Source organism: Pseudomonas sp. ZY71 (assembly GCF_036542145.1).
Lineage (GTDB): Bacteria > Pseudomonadota > Gammaproteobacteria > Pseudomonadales > Pseudomonadaceae > Aquipseudomonas > Aquipseudomonas koreensis_A.
Genome location: NZ_CP144274.1, coordinates 5,107,665 through 5,131,991 on the forward strand (window position 1 = coordinate 5,107,665; position 24,327 = coordinate 5,131,991).

Below are 24,327 nucleotides of genomic sequence, written 5' to 3' on the forward strand. Positions count from 1 at the left end.
CGTTATCCGAGGCAACAATGGCCGAACAAGGTTCGCCGCGCCGCTTTGCGCGCATAGATCGACTCCCCCCTTACGTTTTCAACATCACCGCCGAGCTGAAGATGGCCGCGCGTCGTCGTGGTGAAGACATCATCGACTTGAGCATGGGCAACCCTGACGGCGCCACACCGCCGCACATCGTCGAAAAACTCGTACAAGTTGCCCAACGCGAAGATACCCACGGTTATTCGACGTCCAAGGGCATTCCGCGCCTGCGCCGGGCGATTTCCAACTGGTACAAGCAGCGCTACGAGGTCGATATCGACCCGGAAAGCGAAGCCATTGTCACCATCGGTTCCAAGGAAGGCCTGGCGCACTTGATGCTGGCGACCCTCGATCAGGGCGACACCGTGCTGGTGCCGAACCCGAGCTACCCGATTCACATCTACGGCGCGGTGATTGCCGGCGCCCAGGTGCGTTCGGTACCGCTGGTACCGGGCGTGGACTTCTTCGATGAGCTGGAACGGGCCATTCGTGGCTCGATCCCGAAGCCGAAAATGATGATCCTCGGCTTCCCGTCGAACCCGACCGCGCAGTGTGTGGAGCTGGATTTCTTCGAGCGGGTGATCGCCCTCGCCAAGCAGTACGACGTGCTGGTGATTCACGATCTGGCCTACGCCGACATCGTCTACGACGGCTGGAAAGCCCCGTCGATCATGCAGGTGCCGGGCGCCAAGGACATTGCGGTGGAATTCTTCACTCTGTCTAAGAGCTACAACATGGCCGGCTGGCGCATCGGTTTCATGGTCGGTAACCCGGAACTGGTCAACGCCTTGGCGCGGATCAAGAGCTACCACGACTACGGCACCTTCACCCCGCTGCAAGTGGCGGCGATTGCTGCGCTGGAAGGCGATCAGCAATGCGTGCGCGACATCGCCGAGCAGTATCGTCAGCGTCGTAATGTGCTGGTCAAAGGTCTGCATGAACTGGGCTGGATGGTCGAGAATCCGAAAGCGTCGATGTATGTCTGGGCGAAGATTCCCGAGCAGTACGCGCATCTGGGTTCGCTGGAATTTGCCAAGAAACTGCTGGCCGAGGCCAAGGTCTGTGTTTCGCCGGGGGTTGGGTTTGGTGAGTATGGCGATGATCATGTGCGCTTTGCGCTGATCGAAAACCAGGACCGGATTCGTCAGGCGGTGCGCGGGATTCGCGGGATGTTCCGGGCGGATGGATTAGTCGCAAAAACTGGCGGCTAACGCAAAACCTGTAGGAGTGAGCCTGCTCGCGATAGCGGTGTGTCAGTCACCGTAAATGGCACTGACACACCGCTATCGCGAGCAGGCTCACTCCTACAAGGGAATGTGTCCGGCCTCGAAATTTCACCCACAAAAAAACCGCATCGCTGCGGTTTTTTTGTGTCTGCAAGAAGCGCTTAAACGAACAGCGACAGCAGCAGGATAAAGCCCAACGCAACCACCGACAGGATGGTTTCCATCGCCGTCCAGGTCTTGAACGTCTCGGCCACGGTCATGTTGAAGTACTGCTTCACCAGCCAGAAACCGGCGTCATTCACGTGCGACAGGATCAGCGAACCGGCACCAGTAGCCAGCACCAGCAGCTCACGATTCACACCCGGAATCATCCCCACCACCGGCACCACAATGCCCGCGCCAGTGATGGTCGCCACAGTCGCCGAACCGGTAGCGATACGAATCACTGCCGCCACCAGCCACGCCAGCAGGATCGGCGAGATCTGCGCGCTGACCGCCATGTGGCCGATCACGTCGCCCACGCCGCTGGTCACCAGCATCTGCTTGAAGCCACCGCCAGCACCGATGATCAGGATGATCGCGGCGGTTGGCGCCAGACTTGCGTCGAGCCACTTGAGCATCTGCTGGGAACCGATGCCCTGCTTGTGGCCGAAGGTGTACAGCGACAGCAGCAACGCCAGCAGCAGCGCGGAGATCGGGTGACCGATCATGTCCATCCAGGTACGGAAGAAGTGACCGTCCGGCAGCGCCACGTCAGCGAAGGTTTTCAGCAGCATCAGGAACACCGGCAACAGCACGGTGATCAGGGTAATGCTGAAGCTCGGCAGCGTGGTCGAGTCGTCATTTTCGCGGGCCAGTTGATCGACCAGTTCCTGATTCGGGTGACCCGGAATGTGCTTGGCGATGAACGTACCGAAGATCGGACCAGCAATGATAGCGGTCGGCAGCGCAACGATCAGACCATAAAGAATGGTCTTGCCGATGTCAGCGCCGAACACGCCGATGGCCAGCAGCGGGCCCGGGTGCGGTGGCACCAGACCGTGCACGGCGGACAGGCCGGCGAGCAGCGGGATACCGATCTTGATGATCGACACGCCCGTACGGCGCGCAACGATGAACACCAGCGGAATCAGCAATACGAAGCCGATTTCGAAGAACAGCGGAATGCCCACCAGGAACGCGGCGAACATCATTGCCCACTGGACTTTGTCTTTACCGAACGCTCGAATCAGGGTCTGGGCGATCTGATCCGCCCCGCCCGATTCGGCCATCATTTTGCCGAGCATGGTGCCCAGCGCAAGGATGATGCCGACGAAACCGAGCACGCCACCGAAGCCGTCCTGGAACGCTTTGATGATGGTGCCGATCGGCATGCCCGACGTCAGGCCGAGGAACGCGGCGGCGATGGTCAGGGAAATGAACGGGTGAATCTTGAATTTGGTGATCAGGATAATCAGGCCGATTACCGTGACCACTGCATCGAGCAGCAGGAACGTCTCATGGGACATGCCAAACATTGGGGGTGTCTCCTGGATTGTTGTTGTTATTAAAGCGGGTTAAACAGAAGTCGGGAGGACAGCGCTATCTCTTTCAACACACTCATACCGCCTGCTTCAGACCGTGGGCCTGCCACCAGACGTGAGCCTGGGACGCCAGTTCTTCAACGCTGTGGATCGAGGCATTCAGGGCCAGGGTCAACGGTTCGCCCTTGGGCGACTCGAGGGTGGCGAACTGGCTTTCGATCAACGTGGCCGGCATGAAGTGGCCCGGACGATGGGACACACGTTCAGCCGCGACTTCAGGGGTCAATTCAAGAAACACGAAACCCAGGCCCGGCAAGGCACTGCGCAACACTTCGCGATAACTGTGTTTAAGGGCCGAGCAGGTCAGCACCGGGCGTTTGCCGGATGCATCGACGCGACGCAGTTCATCGCACAGGCTGTCGAGCCAGCCGGCACGGTCGTCGTCGTTCAGGGGGATCCCCGCGCTCATCTTTTCGATGTTCGCGGCCGGATGGAAAGTGTCGCCTTCAATGGCAGTGGCGCCGCTCAATTGGCACAAGGCCTCGCTGACGCACGTCTTGCCGCAACCGGCAACGCCCATGATGACCAGGGCGGTGATGGGATGACTCATATAACACCTCAGCGCGCAGACAGCGCTACCTTTGCTAGCTATGACTCTAGTGCACAGGCAGAAGTTGCCGACGCCTTCTTGTCGTTTTTTTGGGTTGCAGCAGGTTTGTTCCCAACGCCAAAAAGCGAAGATCAGGCAGGACCTCGCTTACGCATTTACAGCTGCATCAGGACAGCGCTACCTTAGTGCCTTGATTTTTGTTTGGCAAGCCGCCCGATGACCTCCCCTAAAAACGATAAAAACACTCGCACCACCGGCCGTCCCACCCTGAATGAAGTTGCCCGCCTGGCCGGTGTCAGCCCGATTACCGCCTCCCGCGCCTTGCGTGGGGTCAGCACGGTCGCCACGGAACTTGTGGAAAAAGTGCAGAAAGCCGCCCTCGAGCTCAACTACGTAGTGAACCCTGCCGCCCGCGCGCTGGCCTCGGCGCAGAGCCATTCGGTGGTGGTTCTGGTGCCTTCGTTATCCAACCTGCTGTTCATCGATACGCTGGAAGCCATTCATCGGGTGCTCACGCCCAAGGGCTTCGAAGTGCTGATCGGCAACTTCCACTACTCGCGCGATGAAGAAGAAAACCTGCTGCGCAACTACATGGCTTATCAGCCGCGCGGTTTCTTGTTGACCGGGTTTGATCGCACGGAAAGTTCGCGGCGGATGATCGAGGCGAGCAACATTCCCTGCGTGTACATGATGGAACTGGACAGCGCCGCCGGGGTGAATTGCGTAGGCTTCTCGCAGCTCAGTGCCGGTGAAACGGCGGCCGAGCATTTGCTCTCCCGTGGGCGCAAACGCCTGGCTTACATTGGTGCGCAACTTGATCAGCGAACCCTGCTGCGCGGTGAAGGTTTTCGCAAAGCGCTGCAGAAGGCCGGCCGTTATGACCCGGATCTGGAAGTGCTGACGCCTCGCTCTTCATCGGTGGGCTTGGGCGGGGAATTGTTTTTGCAGTTGCTCGCGGCGCATCCGGATGTTGATGCAATCTTTTTTGGTAACGACGATTTGGCGCAGGGCGCGTTGCTGGAAGCACTGCGCAACGGCATCAAGATTCCTGAGCAGGTGGCGATTCTCGGTTTCAACGACTTGCCGATGTCCGAACACATGGTGCCGCGCCTGAGCAGCATCAACACCCCGCGTGAAGCGATCGGCCGGCGCGCGGCGGAGCAGATGCTGACGTTGATGGCCGGTAACTCGGTCGCGCGCCCGGTAGAAGACATGGGCTTTGAACTGAAGATCCGCGAAAGTACCTGACGCTGTCGCCCCCCCGCAGGTTTTATGTGGTGCTCACAAATGCTGAGTTGAAACACAACCCTTGTAGGAGTGAGCCTGCTCGCGAGAGCGGTGTGTCAGGCGACGCATGTGTTGAATGACACTCCGCTATCGCGAGCAGGCTCACTCCTACAGGGGATCTGCGCAATGTTCAATGGCTGAGCAGGTCGACGAGGGCCAGTGCGCCTTTTTGTAAGGGCTGGCTCTTGAGCCACACGGCATGCACCGGCATCACCAGTCCGTTTTCGATGTTGCGGAAATTCAGCCGTTTCAGCCGTCCGCTGTCCAGTCGCGGCTGCACCACCGACAGCGGGAAGTTGCCCCAGCCCAATCCCGCCTCGACCATTTCCATCGCCGTCTCAAGACTGTCGGTGCGCCAATACGACTCCGCCACCAACGGTCGCGTCTCACTGATCGGCAAGTCCCGGCTGGCGACGATGATCTGCCGCACATGCACCAGATCCTCGAGAAACACATCCTGCCCCTGCAACAGCGGGCTGTCCGCCGCCAGTGTGGCGATCATCCGCTCGCTGCCGACAAACTGAAAACGCTCCAGCACATTCATGCTCAACCCGGCAAACGCCAGGCATACGCTGACCCGGCCGCTGTGCAGCATCGCCAGCACATCATCCTGCGGCGCGGTCAGCACTTCGATGTCGAGCAGCGGATGCCGCTCGGCGATCACCTTGATCGCCGCCAGCAAACGACGGCGGTCGATGTCCGCGACCACGCCGATCGACAACTTGCTCTCCAGCCCCAATGACAATTCCACGGCATGCACTTGCAGTTGCTTGAGTTGCTCGGCGATCAGCCGCGCATGGGGTACCAGTGACAGCGCCATCGCCGTGGGTTGCGGTTCGCGATGACTGCGGTCGAAGAGCAGATAACCCAGCTCCGCTTCAAGATTGCCAATACCCATGCTGACGGCGGAAGGCACCCGACCTAACGCACGCGCCGCCGCCGAAAACGAGCCACGCTCGATCACGGCAAGAAACAGCTCGATGCTGTCGCTGTTGAAATTCACCTCAAACACCTATCAATAGAACTGAAAGTAGCTGACTTTTTCTGTCAGCCCTATTGAAGCTATCTTTCGCCGTCTTCGCCAGTCCCGCTGGCCACAAACGGCAAGAAAGAGGCAATTCCCCATGCAAGGTGTCAAACGCAAACTGGTCTACGTGTCGCTCTACGAAGTGATCGGCATGACCTTCTCCGCCCTCGGTCTGGCGCTGTTGTCCGGCACGTCCCCGGGCAGCACCGGGCCGCTGGCGGTGATCATCACCACCATCGCCGTCACCTGGAATTTCATTTACACCTCGCTGTTCGAGCACTGGGAAAGCCGCCAGCAATCGCGCACCCGCACGGTGAAACGACGCATCGCTCACGCGGTCGGTTTTCAACTGACGTTGATCGTGTTCCTGATTCCGTTGATTGCGTGGTGGATGAACATCAGTCTGGTGCAGGCGTTTCTGCTGGATCTGGCGCTGATCATTTTCATCCCGTGCTACACGTTTGCCTTCAACTGGCTGTTCGACCGGATCTTCGGACTGCCGGCCTCGGCGTTGCCAGATTCGGCGGCTGCGGCATAAATCGTTAATTCGTAAACAGATATTGCGAGAAATCAGCGGTTTATCCGCGTAAACCGCCGATATTCACAATCCGTCAACTCCGATAGCAGGCTAAGCTTTTCCATCAATAAAAAATGGACCTGCCCATGACTGCACACGCCCCCGCCGCCGCGCAAAGCGACGGCATCGACCCGATCCGCGCCGCTCAGGTGTCCGCCCGCATTGATCGTCTTCCAGCGGTCGCGACGATCTGGCGGCTGGTGGCGCTGCTGTCGATCGGTGGTTTCTTCGAACTCTACGATCTGTTCCAGACTGCCTACATCAGCCCCGGGCTGATTCGCGATGGCATCTTTGCCACCGGTAATCAGGGTGTGTTCGGTTTCTCTGATCAAGCAGCGTTTGCTTCGGCGACGTTCCTCGGCCTGTTCCTCGGCGCCAGCCTGCTCAGCCCGTTGGCCGATCGCTTCGGCCGCCGCGCGATCTTCACCTTTGCCCTGGTCTGGTACACGGTGGCGACGGTGTTGATGGGCATTCAGAGTTCGGCGCTGGGCATCATTTGCATGCGCTTTCTGGTTGGCATCGGTCTGGGGATCGAACTGGTAACCATCGACGCCTACCTCTCGGAACTGGTGCCCAAGCGCATGCGCAGTTCGGCGTTTGCCTTTGCGTTTTTCGTGCAGTTCCTGTCGGTACCGGCGGTGGCGCTGATGTCGTGGTGGCTGGTGCCGCAAGCGCCATTCGGTATCAGCGGCTGGCGCTGGGTGGTGTTGGCCAGTGCGGTGTTTGCGCTGTTTATCTGGTGGCTGCGCAAGCGTCTGCCGGAATCGCCGCGCTGGCTCGCGCAGCATGGCCGCTTTGATGAAGCCAAGCGGATTCTCGATGGCATCGAAGCACGCTGCGAGAAGGATCACGGCAAGCCACTGGACGTGCCCGAAACGGTCCCGGTCGACGTCGAAGGCAAGGGCCGCTTCGCCGATATCTGGCAGCCACCGTATCGTCGTCGCGCATTGATGCTGATCGTTTTCCACATTTTCCAGGCGATCGGTTTCTTCGGTTTCGGCAACTGGTTGCCGGCGTTGCTGTCCGGCCAGGGCGTCAGCGTTACCCATAGTTTGATGTACGCGTTCATCATCACCCTCGCCTACCCGCTCGGGCCGCTGCTGTTCGTTAAATTCGCCAACCGTTTCGAGAACAAATGGCAGATCGTCGGCTCGGCCCTCGGCGCGATGACCTTCGGCACCTTGTTCGCTCTGCAAACCAGCGCGTTCGGGCTGATCTTCTGCGGAGTGATGATCACTTTCTGCAACGCTTGGTTGAGCTTCAGTTATCACTCGTACCAGAGCGAATTGTTCCCGACCAACATCCGCGCCCGGGCGGTGGGTTTCTGCTATTCGTTCAGTCGTTTGTCGACGGTGTTCAGCAGTCTGTTGATCGGCCTGTTTCTCGACAACTTCGGCACACCGGGCGTACTGGCGTTCATCGTCAGCAGCATGCTGATCGTGATGCTGACCATCGGCTGGTTCGGCCCGCGCACACGCAATCTGGCGCTGGAGAACATTGCCCATCGCTGATGGCTGGCAACGGTCATCCTCTGCCGCTTATCGGCAAAGGATAACCGCCGCGAACGCCTGACCGACGATCAACCTTCTGAAATAAAAGGATTTATTCAGAAGGCACGGTAATTGCTCTGATACGGCAGTCGAGTAATTACCTACAGGTCCACACATCATGTTGATCAGTGCCAAACAACAGCAAATCATTCATCTGCCCAAAGCGCTGAATGACGATGCGACGTCCATCGCCGCAGCCGGTCTGCAAGGTGGTCTGCACGGCGCCATGCTGCAAACCCTGCAAAACCAGACCCAGGCGCAAACAGCTGAAGCCACCGCCAAGGTGCAGGACTCGGCCACGCAGATCGCCACCCAGCAAGTCAGCGAAGCCTCGCGTATCAGCGACAACGTCGACGAAGCGTTTGCCAAGACCCGCGTCAACCTGCAAGCCACCGATGCCACCACGGCCTCGGCAACATCCGCCACCGATGAATTCAAGGACTACATGAGCAAGACGCCGGAACAGCGTCTGCGCGACAGTATCCTGCAGTCGATGGGGCTGACCGAAGACGACATCAAAGCCATGCCGCCGGAGAAACAACTGGCCATCGGCAAAGAGATCGCCGAGCGCTTGCAGGACAAGATGAAGTTGGCCCAAGCGGAGAAAGACAACGATGTGAAGGACAGCGACAAGCAGGCGGACAAGTTTCTCGCCGCACTCTGATCTCGGGTCTAAATGAAAATCCCTTGTAGGAGTGAGCCTGCTCGCGATTGCGGCTAGTCAGTCACCGAAGATGTCACTGATATACCGCTATCGCGAGCAGGCTCACTCCTACAGGTTTGGCTGCGTTTTCAGTTCAATTGCAGGGTTTCATTGAACTGGCTGATCGCATCCACCACATGCCGTGAGCCCTGCTGAATCTCCAGAATCACCTCCCCCGCCTCATTCGCCAGCTCCACGCCAAGCCCGGTACGACTCAGGCTCGACTGCATACTCGACACCGCACTCAGCGACAGGTCATGGTTCTTGCGCACCACATCGACAATTTCCAACGTCGCCTGACTGGTACGCGCCGCGAGGCTGCGCACCTCATCCGCGACCACCGCAAAACCACGCCCATGTTCACCGGCCCGCGCCGCTTCAATCGCAGCGTTAAGTGCCAACAAGTTGGTCTGGTCGGCAATGCCGCGAATGGTCTGCACGATGGTACCGATGATGTCTGACTGTTTGCTCACCGCATCGATACTCGCCGCCGCTTCGTTGAGGTCGCGGGAAATGTCCTGAATGATCTGCACGGTTTGCTGTACGACTTGTGAGCCTTTTTGCGCGCAGGCGTCGTTTTGTACCGAAGTGCTGTGGGCCGATTCGGCAGCGTTCTGCAACGTGGTCATCTGATGGGTGATGTCGCTGGCGAACTTGACCACTTTGTACAAGCGGCCCTTGGCGTCGAACAGTGGGTTGTACGACGCTTCCAGATAGACCATGTGCCCGGACTTGTTCTTGCGCTCGAAACGGTGCGAGTGATATTCGCCGCGATTGAGTGAGGCCCAGAATGCCTTGTACTGCGCAGACTCGGCTTCGGCACGATGGCAGAACAGGCTGTGATGATGGCCGACGATTTCGTTGAGCGAGTACTGCATGGTTTGCAGAAAGTTGTCGTTGGCGGTAATGACATTGCCTTCAGGGGTGAATTCGATCACCGCCATGGAACGGCTGATCGCCGCCAGCATGCTTTCTTCTTCGTGTTCTTTATTCACTCGAGCAGTGATGTCGGCAGCGACTTTGATTACGCTGCGGACTTGTTTGTCCGGGCCATAAACCGGCATGTAACTGGCTTCGAGCCAGACTTCCCTGCCGGCCTTGTTCAAACGCAGAAACGTTCCGCTGATCGGCTCACCGCGCGCCAGGTCACGCCACAATCTGGCGTACTCCTCGCTGCGATAGAAAGCCTCTTCACAAAACACCCGGTGATGTTTGCCGCGTACTTCATCGGCACTGTAGCCCATGGTCTTGCAGAAGTTTTCATTGGCATCGAGAACGATGCCGTCAGGGCTGAACTCGATCATGGCCATCGAACGGCTGATCGCGGCCAGTTTGGCGTTGGCCTCGGTCAGGGCGCAGCTGAAGCGCTCGATTTCCTGCAGGTCAGCCTTGTGATGTAGGTTGAACATGGTTGTATCACCTTCCGCGCGGACTTTTGATTTGATGAAAGTTCAGTTCTTTCACGATCCACCACTACGTTCCACAGAACAGGCACACGCATTCCTCCACGGGAGGAAGTTGTCAGGTGATAAATGATGATCAATCGGAGCGTCCATGCAGCGACGCTCTAATCAAGACATCCTTCTCTTGATAGCCCGCACGCGGGCCAGCCCTAACGCGTTGAAGAACTTCCATGTAAGCGACGCTCCTTGTTGGTTCAGTGTCGGTGCCTTGGCTTGCGCACTCTGGCAGCATGAATTCACGAACCAACCCTGCCTTTCAGCCATGTTTTGACATGACGGTCGACATAGTTAGTTACGAGAAGCATAGCCAGTGCAAAGGCCTGCGCAAGGCCACTAGTCGGCCAGTATCTGGCACTTTTTGCACAAGAAACGGTTCAGCGCGGGGCGTTGTATCGGGGGATGGCCATCGCGAGCAGGCTCACTCCTACATTTGATCTGCGATGTTCACACGATCAAATGTAGGAGTGAGCCTGCTCGCGATAGCAATAGTCGTCGCACTACCAAAACATCAGGAAAAATCTACAAACCTGCACTCACCTTGGCCGCCACCTCCGCAGGCACCCATGGCTTCCAGACCTGCGGCTGATCACGCAAAAACGCCTCAGCCACCACTCTCGGCTGCAAACGTTTTTCGCTCATTCCCGCCAGCGTCTGGTTCAACAGATCAATCGGCAAATCAACCTTTTCAAAGAACGTCACCAGTTCCGGGTACTGCGCCTTGAATGGCGCCGACACACCGATCGCCAGACTCGCCGGCATCGACCGGGTGCCTTTGGGATTCGGGTTATTGGCATCGGCGAGGGTTTTCCAGGCCTCGGCATCGAACGGCGGTTCTTCCAGTTTCACCAGTTTGAATCGACCCAGCAGCGGCGTCGGCGACCAGTAGTAGAACAGCACCGGTTTACCGCGTTTGATCGACGACGCCACCTCGGCATCCAGTGCCGCGCCGGAACCGGTGCGGAAATTCACGAAGCTGTCGTTCAGCGCATAGGCCTTGAGCTTCTGGCTGTTGACGATCTCCGAAGTCCAACCGGTCGGGCTGTTGAGGAAACGCCCGCGAGACGGATCTTCCGGGTCGCGGAACACGTCTTTGTAGCGCGGCAGATCGGCCACCGATTTCAGCTCCGGCGCCAAGGCTTTGATGCCGCGCTCGGGGTCGCCTTTGATCACATACTCCGGCACCCACCAGCCTTCGGTGGCACCTTTGACCGTGTCGCCCAAACCGAACACCTTGCCCTCGGCGGCCGCTTTGACCCACGCCGGACTGCGCCCGGCCCATTCCTCGCCGATCACCTGAATATCGTTTTTCGCCAGTGCAGCCTCCAGGCTGACCGTGCTGCCGGGCAACGTGTCGGTCGGGTAGCCGTAGCCTTTTTCAACGATCAGGCGCAGCACTTCGGTGATGAAACTGCCGCTTTCCCAAGTGATGTCGCCGAAGTGGATCGGCGCGGTTTTTTCCGCCGCCGAAACAGCGCCGACACTCAGGCTCAACGCCAGCAGCGAAGTGCCGAGCAGGGTTTTGATCGATCTCATGCGGACCTCTTGTCTTGCAGGGATTGGTTGGCGCTGTGGCGATCGCACAGCGCTTGGGAAAGGTTCATGTACTCGCTGACCGAGCGCTGGGAAATGCCCAGTTCGGCAGCGATTTGCGGGTAGGTCAGGCCATCGATGCGGGCGAGCAGAAACGTCGTGCGGACCTTGGCGGGCAAGCGTTGCAAGCTGTGATCGAGGCGGTTGAGGGTTTGCGATAGCGTGACCAGGTCTTCAGGCGAGACGGCGTAATCGACAGCAAGCTGCTGGCGATGACGACGCTCCAGATCACCGCGTCGCCAGCGTTGATAGAGCAAGCGTTGGGCGATGGTCGTCAGCAAGGCGCGGGGTTCGCGGATGGCCCTCAGTGCCGGGGCTTCAAGCAATTGGGCGAAGGTTTCGGCGGCGATGTCTTCGCTGCCGGCCGCGTCGTGCAGATGACCGCGCAGGTAAGCACAGAGCCAGCGATAGTGGGCGCGAAACAGCTCGTCCACGGTGTTGCGATGGGAAAGCTCGGCGCCGGACATAGGGGCTCCTGGGTTAGGGGTCGCTGAATGTCCGGTGTTCCGGTGGCGCGATCGTAGCAAGGCGCCTTATTCGTTAAAAATACTTAAAACGAATTTTTATATTCCATTTACAAATAAAAGATTAAAAGATCGCAGCCTTCGGCAGCACCTGCACCGACCCCCTGTAGGAGCTGCCGAAGGCTGCGATCCTTAGCGCAAGCGGCCATAGCCAAGTCCTTCAGCCTCACGCTGATAGTCGAGCAGGATTTGATAATCGCGCTCACTGGCCGCAAGCACCTCAGGCAATCCCAAGGTCTCCACGACATCAGGGAGTTCGCGCAAGGTTTCATTCATTACCTGTCGCAGCTGCTCGATCTGCTCATCCGTGGCGCTGACGACAGTAATGAACGGCAGGGTCGGGCTCAGGGCACTGCACGCAATCACCCGCAAGGCACGGACTTCTTCCGGCGCATATTGCGCCAGATAGGCGTAGGTGACGCTGTCGATGGCGGCCAGATCGGCGCGGTTTTCGCGCAGCCAACGCAGGCTCTCGCGATGGCCGCCGCTGATGCCGACCGAGGCGAAGAATTGTCCGTCCTGATTCAGTGGCGCCAAGCGCTGGCGCAACAGGTTCATGCCGCTATTGGAGTCGTCACTGTTGATCACCCCGCGACTGTTGTGAAAGTCCGCCAGGGTTTTGCGTGGGTCATCAACTCGGCTAATGATCAGGCTGCAATGATTGCCGGCGCTGGCGTCGGGGAGTTCGTAGCGCGGGCGGCCGACGATGCGCACTTGTCCGCGCAATGCAGTCATCAGCGGGTAGCCGCAGGTTTGTGTGAGCAGCAGATCGGGGGATAACCAGAGTTCGGGCAATGACAGGCCTTCAGCACCCAGGCGGGTGTGGCCAAGTTGCTCGAGAATGCGCGCAATCCAGCGCTCATTGGCTGCGCGGATGGGCTCGGGGGCGACGTACATCAGGAGTTCGGTGTGGTGTTGGGTCATACACATTTTTCCCGAGTTACAAATATCCAATGTGGGAGCGAGCCTGCTCGCGATAGCAGTGTGTCAGACACTGAAAATGTTACTGATATACCGCTATCGCGAGCAGGCTCACTCCTACAGGGTTTTGTGGTGTTCTTGGGTTAGTGGTAAGGATGCTCTGGACTGTCGATCGGCTTGAAGCCATTGCGCCGCCAGAACTCGCCATACCCCTGAACGAGAAACCCGCCACTGCGCGCGATCCATTGCTCACGATGCATCCGGTAAACCGTGGGCAAGTCGTACCACGCCAGCTTCGGCAAGTCGTGATGCACCAGATGAAAATTCAGATTCAGGAATAACCAGCGCCACGGCCAACCCGCTTCGTTCAACACCGTGCGCTGCTCAGGTTGCGCGTGTGGGCGATGTTCGTAGTAGGAGCGGATCATCGCGATCGACAGCGCCGGCACGCTGATCAGCAGCAGGTAATGCCAGACCGGCAGCACGCTGAAACGGGCGATGAACCACAGCATCAATAACGTGAGCAGGCCGTGGGTCAGCCACATCAACCAGGCCTGGCGCTCGCCATTCTTCAGCCGCAGCAACTCTTCTTTGGCCAGCGCCATCAGCGCCAGCGGAGCACCGATCACAAAGCGCCCGAGCACGGTTTTGTTCAACCAGTGCAAGCTGCGTTCAAACAGCGAACTGCCCTGCCAGCCGGCGCGGGTCAGGTAACGGCTTTCCGGATCGACGCCGGGCACGGTCAGATCCTCATCGCGGTGATGCAGCAAATGACTATCGCGATACAACGTGTACGGATACCACACGGCAAACGGCGCGTAGCCAAGGATCTTGTTGAAGCGCACCCAGCGCGTCGGATGCCCGTGCAGCAACTCGTGCTGCACCGACAGCCACAACACCACCAGCGGGATCAACAACAGCGTGCTCAAGGCACGGCCCAGCCAGTGACTGTTGAGCACAATAGCAAACCAGCCAGCATAGACGCCGATCAGCAACAGCCAGGTCGGCCATTCGGTGCGGGCGGTAAAGCGTTGGCGCAGGGTTTCGATTTGCTGACGGTGGGCGGCGTCGAAGTAATGGGGCATGGCGTTGCTCGGAACGGGATTCTTGCCCTTCTGTGCAACAACGCGGTGCAATCTTGCAGATTATTTTCGGGTGCAGGCAGGAGCCCGAGAACCGGGCTCCGGAAAGGCGTGATCAGTGACCGAAGATGTCGACTTTCTTGGCTTTCTTCTCCGCGCGTTTTTCAATCGCGGTCTTGGCTGGTTTCTTCTTCGCGGCTTTCTTTGATTCCATACCTTTGGACATGATGCGTACTCCACTCACAGGGGATGTGAGGTCAGGTATACACCTATCCAGAGCCGTGCGTTCTTTTATAATCGCCGCTTTGCCCACCGACAGTCCGATCCCATGCCCGACACCCAATACAGCCTGCTCGACGAGTCGCTTTGGCCGTTGATGAACAAGTTTTACCGCAGCCACCAGTCCTCGATGAAAGCGGTTCGTGAGGCACAATTATGGGTGGCGCGGCGCGGAGAGATTGTGGGCGCGTTGTGCTTGCGGCCGGTGGCGGGCGGACATTGGTTGACCGGGTTGTTTGTTGATCCGGACTGCCGTGAACAAGGGATTGCCGCGCAGTTGATCGCGGCAGCGGTGCAGGATGTGAGCGAGCCTGTGTGGCTCTTCTGTCATCCGGATTTGCGTGAGTTTTATGAGCGACGCGGGTTCACCTTCGACCCGTCGCTGCCGCAAGCGATGGCGGAGCGATTGAGCCGGTATGCGCGGAGCAAGCCGATGATTGCGATGGAGCTGAGACCTTCAATCTGATGCAAAACCCTGTAGGAGTGAGCCTGCTCGCGATAGCGGCGTGTCAGTCACCGAAAATGTCACTGACAGACCGCTATCGCGAGCAGGCTCACTCCTACAGGGGGTTGTGGTGTTCCCGGGGATTAGTCGTCAGCGGTGGGATCGAGATCCGGGAACATCACTTCAGTAAAACCGAACTTGCTGAAATCGGTAATGCGCGACGGGTACAACCGGCCGATCAGGTGATCGCATTCGTGCTGCACAACCCGTGCGTGGAAACCTGACGCAACGCGCACAATCGGCTCACCCTTCGGATCAAACCCTTCGTAGCGAATCTGCTGATAACGCTCCACCGCACCGCGCAAACCCGGCACCGACAGACAGCCTTCAAAGCCCTCTTCCGTCAGTGGACTCAGCGGTGTGATCAACGGATTGATCAGGATCGTCTGCGGCACCGCTTCAGCGTCCGGGTAACGTTCGCTGTGTTCGAAACCAAAGATCACCAATTGCAGATCGACACCGATCTGCGGCGCGGCCAAGCCAACGCCACCGACGCTTTCCATGGTCTGGAACATATCGTCGATCAGTTGCCACAGCTCAGGGCTGTCGAACATCTCGGCCGGCACTGGCGGGGCGATACGCAGCAGGCGCTCGTCGCCCATTTTCAGAATTTCACGGATCATGATCAGACTTCGTCAGTGTCCGGCTTGAGCGAGTGATCGCGGCCAAGGCCCGAGACGTGTTGTTTGGGATGTTCATCGAGTTCGCCGGGGACTTTCTCACCCGCATCCTTGCCCTCGCTGGACATGTGCTCGATCACCGCGTTCATCTCGGCGCCGAGCAACAGCACCGCGGCGGAAATGTAGAAGTACAGCAACAGCACGATGATCGCCCCGATGCTGCCATACATCGCGTTGTAGTTGGCGAAGGTTTTCACGTAGAACGCGAAACCCAACGAGGCGATGATCCACACCACCACGGCCAATACCGAACCGGGTGTGATGAAGCGGAATTCCTGTTTGACGTCGGGCATCACGTAGTAGATCAGTGCCACGGCGACCATCATCAGAATCACGATCACCGGCCAGCGCGCGATGGTCCACACGGTGACGATGAAATCTTCCAGCCCCACCTGCGCGGCGATCCAGCCCATCACCTGCGGCCCGAGCACCATCAGCGCGGCGGCCACCAACAGCATGCCGGCAATGCCGACGGTGTAGACAATCGACAATGGGAAGCGCTTCCAGACCGGGCGGCCTTCAACCACATCGTACGCCGCGTTCATCGCACTCATCATCAAGCGCACACCGGCGGATGCGGTGTACAGGGCGATGACGATACCGACGGAAAGCAGGCCACCCTTGGACTGCTGCAACTGGTCGATCACCGGATTGACCTGCTCCAGCGCCTGCGGTGGCAGGACCAGTTCCGATTGCAGGCGCAGCCAGGAGAAAAAGTCCGGCAGGTGCAAGAAACCGATCAGGGCGATCAGGAACAGAATGAACGGGAACAGCGAGAACAGCATCTGGTAGGCCAGTGCCGAGGCATAGGTCGACATCTCGTCGTCGACGAATTCAGTGACCGTGCGCACCATCACCCGGTGCAGGGGCAGACCTTTCATGTCCGGAAAAATCATTCGCGTCTCCTTTCGCCGCAGAACAGGTTGAAGTCGTGGCGACTCAGGGGCGTTTTTTACATCACGTTAGCCTGTTTGGCGAACCTCGTTGGGTTGCTGCAGGCTTTTGACACAAAAACGGCCATCCTTGGATGGCCGCTCGTGTATTTCGTTCAAGGCTGAGTTACGCCTTGTCGACACCTTTTTTGACCGCGTCCTTGGCTTTGCCGACGGCTTGCTGGGCTTCGCCTTTTTTCTCTTGAATCTTGCCTTCGGCTTGCAGCTTGGTGTTGTCGGTGGCTTTACCGACGCCTTGCTTGACGTTGCCGACCGCTTCGTTGGCCATGCCTTTTACTTTATCGCCTGTGCTACTCATGGTGTTTCTCCTTGGTGCAATAAGGGGGAAAAGTCAGTACGTAATGATTGACTGGCCGGGTTTGCGCCAAGTTTCATTTATTTTCAGGGGCTCATTTCGTCGCGGCGTGCAGGTTGGGCTTTATGTTTGTGTGCGTAGCCCCGAGAATGCGCAACATATGGGCGCTGTGCGCCAATGAACCGATCCCGCAGGAATGTTATGAAACTCGATAAAACGCAGGCCATCGCCCGACGCAACAAGGAACTGGGCGGTGCCGTGCTCGGCACCAACAACTGCCACTTCGCCGAACTGAACCGTAACCGCAACATCTGGTGGTTCGACCTGCCGGTGTCGCGTCTGGCCATCGGTCAGTACGAGTGGATTCACTTGCTGATGCACACGCCGGCCACCGATGAACTGCTGCACCTGAAAGTGCCGACGGTGTTTCTGCGTGAAAAGCTTGAAGGGCTGGTGATTCGTAACGAGGGCAAGCGTAAAGCGGCGTTGAGCCTGGAATTGAGTGCGGACAAGGATTCGTATCTGCAGGACATGCGTCCGGCGGGGACTAACGTGAATTTTGCGCCGTTTCGTCAATAGCCCTCACCCTAACCCTCTCCCAGAGGGAGAGGGTTAGGGTGAGTTGTTTGGGCGAGCTACACCGACCTGAAATATCGAGTCGAATTCAGGTTCTGAAAGGCCCCCGATCGGCTCCCTTCCCCCTCGCCCCCTTGGGGGAGAGGGTTGGGGTGAGGGGGTAGGATTTACCGGGCACTGCAAACTCCCCCGCATACACCAACAAAAAGCCCCGCATCTGCGGGGCTTCGTGTTTTTAGGCGGCGGACTTGGCCTTGATCTTCTTCAGCTCTTCATCCCGCAGCTCACGACGCAGAATCTTGCCGACGTTGGTGGTCGGCAGCGCATCGCGGAATTCCACCGAACGCGGCACCTTGTAGCCGGTGACGTTGGCGCGCATGTGCTCCATCACCGTTTCCTTGGTCAGCGTCACGCCCGGTTTGGCAACAATGAAAATCTTGATCGCCTCCCCCGACTTCTCGTCCGGCACGCCGATGGCCGCGCACTGCAATACGCCTGGCAGGGTCGCCAGCACGTCTTCCAGTTCGTTCGGGTAGACGTTGAAACCGGAGACCAGAATCATGTCTTTCTTGCGATCGACAATGCGCATATAGCCGTCCGGCTGGATCAGCGCGATGTCACCGGTCTTCAGCCAGCCTTCGCTGTCGAGCATTTCATCGGTGGCTTCCTGACGCTGCCAGTAGCCTTTCATCACTTGCGGGCCCTTGACGCACAGCTCGCCGATTTCACCCAGCGGCTGCTCGACACCGTTATCGTCGATGACTTTGCACAAAGTAGATGGCACCGGAATACCGATGGTGCCGATCTGAATGTTCTGGATCGGGTTGACCGTGGCCACCGGGCTGGTTTCGGTCATGCCGTAACCTTCGCAAATGGCACAACCGGTGACCGCTTTCCAGCGCTCGGCAGCGGCCAGTTGCAAGGCCATGCCGCCGGACAAGGTGACTTTCAGCGCGGAGAAATCCAGCTTGCGGAAACCTTCGTTGTTGCACAGCGCCACGAACAGCGTGTTGAGACCAACAAAACCGCTGAACTTCCACTTCGACAGTTCCTTGACCATCGCCGGCAGGTCGCGCGGGTTGCTGATCAGGATGTTGTGGTTGCCGATCAGCATCATCGCCATGCAATGAAAGGTGAACGCGTAGATGTGGTACAGCGGCAGCGGCGTGATCAGGATCTCGCAACCTTCATTGAGGTTGGAACCCATCAGAGCCTTGCACTGCAACATGTTGGCGACGAGGTTGCGATGGGTCAGCATCGCGCCTTTGGCCACGCCGGTGGTGCCGCCGGTGTATTGCAACACGGCAACGTCGCCGCTGTGCGGGTTGGCTTCGGCCACTGGCTGGCCCTGGCCCTTGCTCAACACGTCGTTGAACTTGACGGCTTTCGGCAGATGATAGGCCGGCACCATCTTCTTCACGTACTTGATGACGCTGTTGATCAGCAGACGCTTGATCGGCGGCAACAGATCGGCGACTTCAGTGACGATCACGTGTTTGACGCCGGTTTTCGGCACCACGGCTTCGGCCAGGTGCGCCATGTTCGCCAGGCAAACAAGGGCTTTGGCGCCGGAGTCATTGAATTGGTGTTCCATTTCCCGCGCGGTGTACAGCGGGTTGGTGTTGACCACGATCAGCCCGGCGCGAATCGCACCGAAGACGGCCACCGGGTACTGCAGAACGTTGGGCAGTTGCACGGCGATTCGATCGCCGGGCTGCAAATCGGTATGCTGTTGCAGATACGCGGCAAACGCACCGGACAATTCGTACAATTCACCGTAGGTGATTGTCTTGCCCAGGTTGCTGAAAGCCGGTTTGTTGGCGAAGCGTTGGCAGGATTGCTTCAACACTGCCTGAATGTTCGGATACTCGTCCGGATTGATGTCGGCAGCAATTCCAGCCGGGTATTTATCCTTCCAAAAGTCTTCGATCATGGAAGCCCACTCCTCAGCAACGCGAATTCTTCACCGCATTTGATGCGATTATTATTGGTGTGTGTTTGGTATTGGTGAATCTGGCTTTTATATAGGCCGAGAAGTCACAAAGCGCGCCGAGAGTAGCAGCTTTGCCAAGGGTCGACTAGAGCCAAAAGCGGCCCCTACAGTCATATTCATGACTCAAGACCACCTAGCAGTCATTTTAGAGCAAAAATCCTAGACCACCTTGAAAGCCCCGGTTTTCGGGGACATCGGCCAAAAAAATTCGCGAGCAGGCTCGCTCCCACAAGGATCACATATTTCCCTGTGGGAGCGAGCCTGCTCGCGAATGCGCGCAGCGCAGCCGATGATTTTTACGCGATATCGCGCAACTCACGCCGCAGAATTTTCCCGACAGGCGTCATCGGCAATGACTCACGCAATACGATGTGTTTCGGCACCTTATACGCAGTGAAATTCTCTTTGCAGTAGGCCTTGAGCTCTTCGAGGCTGACCCCGGTTTCCCGCGCCACCACAAACAGCTTCACCGCCTCGCCCGAACGCTCGTCCGGCACACCGATCACCGCGCAGTTGGCGACTTTCGGATGGGCCATCACCACGTCTTCGATTTCGTTGGGGTACACGTTGAAACCGGAGACGATGATCATGTCCTTCTTGCGATCGACGATGCGCACGAAACCGTCCGGATCGATCACCGCGATATCACCGGACTTGAACCAGCCCTCGGCATCCAGCACTTCGGCCGTGGCCTCAGGCTTGTGCCAATAGCCCTTCATGATCTGCGGGCCTTTGATGCACAACTCGCCGCGCTCGCCCATCGGCTGTTCGACACCGTCATCGTTGATGACTTTCAGCAACGTGCCCGGCACCGGCAAACCGACCGTGCCCAGACGCGACTGATCGCCGTACGGGTTGGTGCAGGCCACCGGCGAGGTTTCGGTGAGGCCGTAGCCTTCGGTGATGCGGCACCCGGTCATCTGCTCCCAGCGCTCGGCGGTAGCCTTGACCAGCGCGGTGCCACCGGAGTTGGTGAGTTTCAGGCTGGAGAAATCGAGGGTCTTGAAATCCGCGTGTTCCATCAGCGCGACGAACAAGGTGTTCAAACCCAACAACGCCGAGAAGCGCCAGTTCTTCAGCTCCTTGATGAAGCCGGCAATGTCGCGCGGGTTGGTGATCAGCACGTTGTGGTTGCCGGAAACCATCATGCACATGCAGTTCGCGGTGAAGGCATAGATGTGATAGAGCGGCAGCGGCGCGATCATCACTTCCTGGCCTTCGCGCAGCAGCGGCTGACCGTCCGGGCCGAGTTGGGCGAGACAGGCGCGCACTTGCTGCATGTTCGCCACCAGATTGCCGTGGGTCAGCATCGCGCCTTTCGCCAGCCCGGTGGTGCCGCCGGTGTATTGCAGCACAGCGATGTCGTCGAGGCTGACCTTCAGCGGCTTGATCCCCAGGCCGCGGCCCATGCGCAGTGCGCTCTTGAAGGAGATCGCCTGCGGCAGCGAATACGCCGGGACCATTTTCTTCACTTTGCTGACCACGGTGTTGACCAGCCAGCCCTTGGCGGTGGGCATCAGGTCGCCCATCTTCGCTTCGATCAGGTATTGAATGTCGGTGTCGGGCAGCACTTCCTGGACTTTCTGGCCGAACATGTTCAGGTACACCAGTGCCCGTGCGCCGGAATCCTTGAACTGATGGCGCATCTCCCGCGCGGTATACAGCGGGTTGGTGTTGACCACGATGAGCCCGGCACGCAGTGCACCGAACACGGCAATCGGGTAATGCAGGACGTTGGGCATCTGTACCGCAATGCGATCCCCCGGCACCAGATCGGTATGCGCTTGCAGGTAACCGGCGAAGGCAGCGCTCTGGCGCTCGAGCTCGGCGTAGGTCAGGGTGATGCCCATGTTGCTGAACGCCGGGCGATCGGCGAACTTCTTGCAGGAACGCTCGAACACCTCGATCACCGACTTGAACTCACCCATGTCGATGTCCAGCGGTACGCCGGCCGGGCGTTTATCGTTCCAGAAATCAGGTTGCATTGTTCTTGTCCTCTTTACCTGAGCCGATCCGGGGCCGCTTTCTGTCATTTCTGAAAAAGCGGAGCTTCACGGACACTAGCAGCTATGGCCATTGAGGCAAATATGGACAAAGCCGTCATTGATCGTGTGAATCTTCCTGCCGTGGCGTGGGCTGATCAGACGCGCTATACAATGATCCGACTCTGAGCAAAGGAATCGCCATGATCCACGACACCCTATGGTTGGACGCGAGTGACCGCAGCCGCCTGTTCGTCAATCAATGGCTGCCTACGGCGCCGTTGAAAGCGGTGATCCTGCTGGCCCACGGCATGGCTGAACATAGTGGTCGCTACGCGCGACTGGCCGACACGTTTTGCGACAAAGGATATGGCGTGTACGCGCCGGATTTGCGCGGACATGGCAAAACCGCCAATCACGGTACCCTCGGCCACTTCGCCGATGACGACGGCTGGTGCAAAGTGCTCGGCGATCTGGCCAGCCTCAATCAGCACATCGGTCAGCAGCACCCCGGCGTGCCGATCATCCTGCTGGGGCACAGCATGGGCAGCTACATCGCCCAAGGTTATTTGCTGCATCACAGCGCCAGTCTGCACGGGGCGATTCTCAGTGGTTCCAACTTTCAGCCTGTTGCGCTGTATCGCGCTGCGCGGCAAATCGCCCGTCTGGAAAAACTGCGTCAGGGTGGCAAGGGCCGCAGTGCGCTGATCGAATGGCTGTCGTTCGGCTCGTTCAATAACAAATTCAAACCGGCACGCACACCGTTCGACTGGTTGAGCCGCGATCCGGCCGAGGTTGACCTGTACGCCAACGACCCGCTGTGTGGCTTTCGCTGCACCAATCAACTGTGGATCGACCTGCTCGGCGGCTTGCAGCAGATCAGCAAAGCGTCCAATCTCGCGCAGATCGACCCGGGCCTGCCGCTGCTGGTAATCGGCGGCGAATGTGATCCGGTGAGTGAAGGCAAGCGTCTGACAGATCTGGCCAATGCCTTGCGCACGGCCGGCAGCCAGCACCTGCAACTGCAGATCTACCCGCAGGCGCGGCACGAATTGTTCAACGAAACCAACCGCGACGAAGTGATCGCGGATGTGCTGGCCTGGATCGATCAGGCCCTGAGCCATCCACGCCCGCATCGCAGCGAATAATTTTTTGTGGATTCATTGAATCCGTTACAGGAATCGAGACCGATGACCCAGGTTACCAACATCCCTTACGAAGCCCTCGAGGTCGGCCAGACCGCCAGCTACAGCAAGACCGTCGAAGAGCGCGACATTCAACTGTTTGCCGCGATGTCGGGCGACCACAACCCGGTGCACCTGGACGCCGAGTTCGCCGCCGCAAGCATGTTCAAAGAGCGTATCGCTCACGGCATGTTCAGCGGTGCGTTGATCAGTGCCGCAGTGGCGTGCGAGTTGCCTGGGCCGGGCACTATTTATATCGGCCAGCAGATGAGCTTTCAGAAGCCGGTGAAGATTGGCGACACGCTGACCGTGCGTCTGGAAATCCTCGAGAAGCTGCCGAAGTTTCGGGTGCGCATTGCGACGCGTGTGTTCAACCAGCGTGATGAGCTGGTGGTGGATGGTGAGGCGGAGATTCTGGCACCGCGCAAGCAGCAGACGGTGACGTTGCCGACGCTGCCGGCGATCAGCATTGGCTGATTGATTTTTGGTGTGTCAGTGAGAGCTTTTCCCCCTCACCCCAGCCCTCTCCCCCAGGGGGGCGAGGGGGAAAGGGAGCCGATCTTGGTGCTTTTCAAAACCTGAGTTCACCTCAGATCGCTCACGTCGGTGTATCTCCAACCTCCACCACGATCAGTCCGCAGCTCTTTCCCTCTGGGGCGAGGGGAAAGGGAGCCGATCTTGATGCTTTTCAGAACCTGAGTTCACCTCAGATCGCTCAAGTCGGTGTATCTCCAACATCCACCTCGGTCAGTCCCCTCTCCCTCTGGGAGAGGGCTAGGGTGAGGGGCCCTTGCTTCGGCTTTCCCCCAGACATAAAAAAACGCCAGACTAGCTGGCGTTTTTTGTACCCGGCGAACGCTTACGAACGAGCGCGAGCCTGGTTACGCAGCGCTTTCACCTGGTCGTGATTGCGTTGCACGCCGTGATACTGGCGTTCAACCAGGTCACGAATACCCACCAGATTGTGCTTGTTGATCTTCTCGATGGCTTCACGATAAGCCTTCAGCGCATGGTCTTCGCCACGCTCGGCTTCGTTCAGCACGGCCTCTTCGTCTTTGCCGGTGAACATGGCTTTGACGTCGACCCAGCGACGGTGCAGGTCACCGCTGACGCTGGTGGAGGTTTCCGGATCGCCGCCCAGCTTGCGAACTTCGGCTTGCAGTTCGGCGGCAGCAGTGGCGCAATCAGCGGAGCGAGTGACAAACAGGGTTTTCAGCTCTGGATGTTTGATGTCTTCAGCGCAAGTCTTGAACCCTTCCTGACCGTCCTTGCTGGTTTCAATCAGGTCATTGAGTACAGAGATGGCTTCTTTATTCATGTCGGTCATTTTTCAATTCCTTGCGATTGGTTGAAGATGCAAGGGATATTGCAGCGTGCGTGCCAGCTTTTTTATTTCTAATAAACTGTTGTAAATCAATAAGTTAAAGATAAGTGAACTATCTGTATCACGGTTATTTGCATGATCTGTCATTTGGCCTGCATGCAGAATGCCTGTATTTTCCTGATTGTTTTGAAGCCAGACGAAAACCCTGATGAATCCCGAAAAACTCGAACTGCTGATCACTCGCGAAATGCCTTTCGGCAAGTACAAGGGGCGGATCATTGCCGACCTGCCGGGGCCATACCTGAACTGGTTTGCCCGCGAAGGTTTCCCGCACGGCGAACTCGGTGGTTTGCTCGCGCTGATGCAGGAGATCGACCATAACGGCCTGTCGGACTTGCTCGAACCGCTGCGCGCCAAACACGGCAAACCTGCCCCGCGCCACTGAAGCA

At 58.3% G+C, this 24,327-nt stretch carries 24 protein-coding genes and 1 pseudogene; 10 read left to right on the forward strand and 15 right to left on the reverse strand.

The features are described from left to right. Positions 1–17 precede the first annotated feature (17 nt). On the forward strand, positions 18–1,235 hold the full coding sequence (gene alaC, locus VY732_RS22685) for an alanine transaminase (protein ID WP_077574233.1): 1,218 nt from the start codon (positions 18–20) through the stop codon (positions 1,233–1,235). Between the two features lie 176 nt (positions 1,236–1,411). On the opposite strand, the gene VY732_RS22690 is transcribed toward alaC, so the two are convergent. Continuing rightward, the gene (locus VY732_RS22690; protein ID WP_008082018.1) at positions 1,412–2,767 is read right to left on the reverse strand and encodes a GntP family permease; all 1,356 of its coding nucleotides are present in this window, start codon (positions 2,765–2,767) and stop codon (positions 1,412–1,414) included. 82 nt (positions 2,768–2,849) lie between these two features. Then, on the reverse strand, positions 2,850–3,383 hold the full coding sequence (locus VY732_RS22695; protein ID WP_007917804.1) for a gluconokinase: 534 nt from the start codon (positions 3,381–3,383) through the stop codon (positions 2,850–2,852). A gap of 216 nt (positions 3,384–3,599) precedes the next feature. Between VY732_RS22695 and VY732_RS22700 the strand changes: the two genes are divergently transcribed. After that, positions 3,600–4,631 (forward strand): LacI family DNA-binding transcriptional regulator, encoded by a 1,032-nt coding sequence (locus VY732_RS22700; RefSeq protein ID WP_122598743.1) that lies wholly within the window; start codon positions 3,600–3,602, stop codon positions 4,629–4,631. A 169-nt stretch (positions 4,632–4,800) separates the two neighbouring features. On the opposite strand, the gene VY732_RS22705 is transcribed toward VY732_RS22700, so the two are convergent. Continuing rightward, positions 4,801–5,673 carry a LysR family transcriptional regulator gene (locus VY732_RS22705; protein ID WP_331691825.1) on the reverse strand — a complete coding sequence of 291 codons (873 nt, stop codon included), beginning with the start codon at positions 5,671–5,673 and terminating at the stop codon, positions 4,801–4,803. Between the two features lie 121 nt (positions 5,674–5,794). On the opposite strand from VY732_RS22705, the gene VY732_RS22710 reads away from it, so the two are divergent. The 3 genes from VY732_RS22710 to VY732_RS22720 all read left to right on the forward strand — a co-directional run bounded on the left by VY732_RS22710 (position 5,795) and on the right by VY732_RS22720 (position 8,488). Next, positions 5,795–6,235, forward strand: a complete 441-nt coding sequence (locus VY732_RS22710; RefSeq protein ID WP_034153370.1) for a PACE efflux transporter — start codon at positions 5,795–5,797, stop codon at positions 6,233–6,235. A gap of 125 nt (positions 6,236–6,360) precedes the next feature. Further along, positions 6,361–7,785, forward strand: a complete 1,425-nt coding sequence (locus VY732_RS22715; RefSeq protein ID WP_137219024.1) for an MFS transporter — start codon at positions 6,361–6,363, stop codon at positions 7,783–7,785. A gap of 157 nt (positions 7,786–7,942) precedes the next feature. Further along, positions 7,943–8,488 carry a hypothetical protein gene (locus VY732_RS22720; protein ID WP_212621236.1) on the forward strand — a complete coding sequence of 182 codons (546 nt, stop codon included), beginning with the start codon at positions 7,943–7,945 and terminating at the stop codon, positions 8,486–8,488. 128 nt (positions 8,489–8,616) lie between these two features. On the opposite strand, the gene VY732_RS30055 is transcribed toward VY732_RS22720, so the two are convergent. From VY732_RS30055 to VY732_RS22745, 6 genes and pseudogenes are all read right to left on the reverse strand, one after another. Further along, positions 8,617–9,156: a methyl-accepting chemotaxis protein gene (locus VY732_RS30055; protein WP_224789345.1), complete on the reverse strand. Its 540-nt coding sequence runs from the start codon at positions 9,154–9,156 to the stop codon at positions 8,617–8,619. A 51-nt stretch (positions 9,157–9,207) separates the two neighbouring features. Then, a pseudogene (locus tag VY732_RS30060) lies at positions 9,208–9,936 on the reverse strand (PAS domain-containing protein); the annotation flags it as partial. Positions 9,937–10,509: 573 nt separating this feature from the next. Continuing rightward, positions 10,510–11,523 carry an ABC transporter substrate-binding protein gene (locus tag VY732_RS22730; protein WP_331691827.1) on the reverse strand — a complete coding sequence of 338 codons (1,014 nt, stop codon included), beginning with the start codon at positions 11,521–11,523 and terminating at the stop codon, positions 10,510–10,512. Further along, on the reverse strand, positions 11,520–12,047 hold the full coding sequence (locus VY732_RS22735; protein WP_331691828.1) for a sigma-70 family RNA polymerase sigma factor: 528 nt from the start codon (positions 12,045–12,047) through the stop codon (positions 11,520–11,522). The genes VY732_RS22730 and VY732_RS22735 overlap by 4 nt, the downstream gene beginning before the upstream one ends. A gap of 189 nt (positions 12,048–12,236) precedes the next feature. Beyond that, positions 12,237–13,028 (reverse strand): phosphate/phosphite/phosphonate ABC transporter substrate-binding protein, encoded by a 792-nt coding sequence (locus VY732_RS22740; RefSeq protein WP_331691829.1) that lies wholly within the window; start codon positions 13,026–13,028, stop codon positions 12,237–12,239. A gap of 140 nt (positions 13,029–13,168) precedes the next feature. Further along, positions 13,169–14,110: a fatty acid desaturase gene (locus VY732_RS22745; protein WP_331691830.1), complete on the reverse strand. Its 942-nt coding sequence runs from the start codon at positions 14,108–14,110 to the stop codon at positions 13,169–13,171. Between the two features lie 325 nt (positions 14,111–14,435). Here VY732_RS22745 and VY732_RS22750 point away from each other — a divergent pair, with 325 nt between their 5' ends. After that, on the forward strand, positions 14,436–14,852 hold the full coding sequence (locus VY732_RS22750) for a GNAT family N-acetyltransferase (RefSeq protein WP_331691831.1): 417 nt from the start codon (positions 14,436–14,438) through the stop codon (positions 14,850–14,852). Between the two features lie 122 nt (positions 14,853–14,974). Here the strand turns inward: VY732_RS22750 and def are convergent, their stop codons facing one another. The 3 genes from def to VY732_RS22765 all read right to left on the reverse strand — a co-directional run bounded on the left by def (position 14,975) and on the right by VY732_RS22765 (position 16,822). Further along, entirely contained in the window at positions 14,975–15,514 is a 540-nt protein-coding gene (gene def, locus VY732_RS22755) for a peptide deformylase (RefSeq protein ID WP_116029957.1), read from the reverse strand. 2 nt (positions 15,515–15,516) lie between these two features. Then, complete coding sequence (locus VY732_RS22760) at positions 15,517–16,467, reverse strand: YihY/virulence factor BrkB family protein (RefSeq protein ID WP_077574243.1); 951 nt, start codon at positions 16,465–16,467, stop codon at positions 15,517–15,519. A 163-nt stretch (positions 16,468–16,630) separates the two neighbouring features. Next, positions 16,631–16,822: a CsbD family protein gene (locus VY732_RS22765; RefSeq protein WP_008082339.1), complete on the reverse strand. Its 192-nt coding sequence runs from the start codon at positions 16,820–16,822 to the stop codon at positions 16,631–16,633. A gap of 198 nt (positions 16,823–17,020) precedes the next feature. On the opposite strand from VY732_RS22765, the gene VY732_RS22770 reads away from it, so the two are divergent. Beyond that, complete coding sequence (locus VY732_RS22770; protein WP_007917843.1) at positions 17,021–17,398, forward strand: hypothetical protein; 378 nt, start codon at positions 17,021–17,023, stop codon at positions 17,396–17,398. Between the two features lie 232 nt (positions 17,399–17,630). Here the strand turns inward: VY732_RS22770 and fadD1 are convergent, their stop codons facing one another. Beyond that, the gene (gene fadD1, locus VY732_RS22775) at positions 17,631–19,328 is read right to left on the reverse strand and encodes a long-chain-fatty-acid--CoA ligase FadD1 (RefSeq protein ID WP_331691832.1); all 1,698 of its coding nucleotides are present in this window, start codon (positions 19,326–19,328) and stop codon (positions 17,631–17,633) included. 356 nt (positions 19,329–19,684) lie between these two features. Further along, the gene (fadD2, locus tag VY732_RS22780; protein WP_116029959.1) at positions 19,685–21,373 is read right to left on the reverse strand and encodes a long-chain-fatty-acid--CoA ligase FadD2; all 1,689 of its coding nucleotides are present in this window, start codon (positions 21,371–21,373) and stop codon (positions 19,685–19,687) included. A gap of 200 nt (positions 21,374–21,573) precedes the next feature. Between fadD2 and VY732_RS22785 the strand changes: the two genes are divergently transcribed. After that, positions 21,574–22,518 carry an alpha/beta hydrolase gene (locus tag VY732_RS22785; protein ID WP_331691833.1) on the forward strand — a complete coding sequence of 315 codons (945 nt, stop codon included), beginning with the start codon at positions 21,574–21,576 and terminating at the stop codon, positions 22,516–22,518. 42 nt (positions 22,519–22,560) lie between these two features. After that, positions 22,561–23,031 carry a MaoC family dehydratase gene (locus VY732_RS22790; RefSeq protein ID WP_003227420.1) on the forward strand — a complete coding sequence of 157 codons (471 nt, stop codon included), beginning with the start codon at positions 22,561–22,563 and terminating at the stop codon, positions 23,029–23,031. A 382-nt stretch (positions 23,032–23,413) separates the two neighbouring features. On the opposite strand, the gene VY732_RS22795 is transcribed toward VY732_RS22790, so the two are convergent. Next, the gene (locus VY732_RS22795) at positions 23,414–23,881 is read right to left on the reverse strand and encodes a ferritin-like domain-containing protein (RefSeq protein WP_034153383.1); all 468 of its coding nucleotides are present in this window, start codon (positions 23,879–23,881) and stop codon (positions 23,414–23,416) included. A 205-nt stretch (positions 23,882–24,086) separates the two neighbouring features. On the opposite strand from VY732_RS22795, the gene VY732_RS22800 reads away from it, so the two are divergent. After that, a complete protein-coding gene (locus tag VY732_RS22800) occupies positions 24,087–24,323 on the forward strand; it encodes a DUF3820 family protein (protein WP_003227425.1) in 237 nt (78 codons plus the stop codon). Positions 24,324–24,327: the final 4 nt, after the last annotated feature.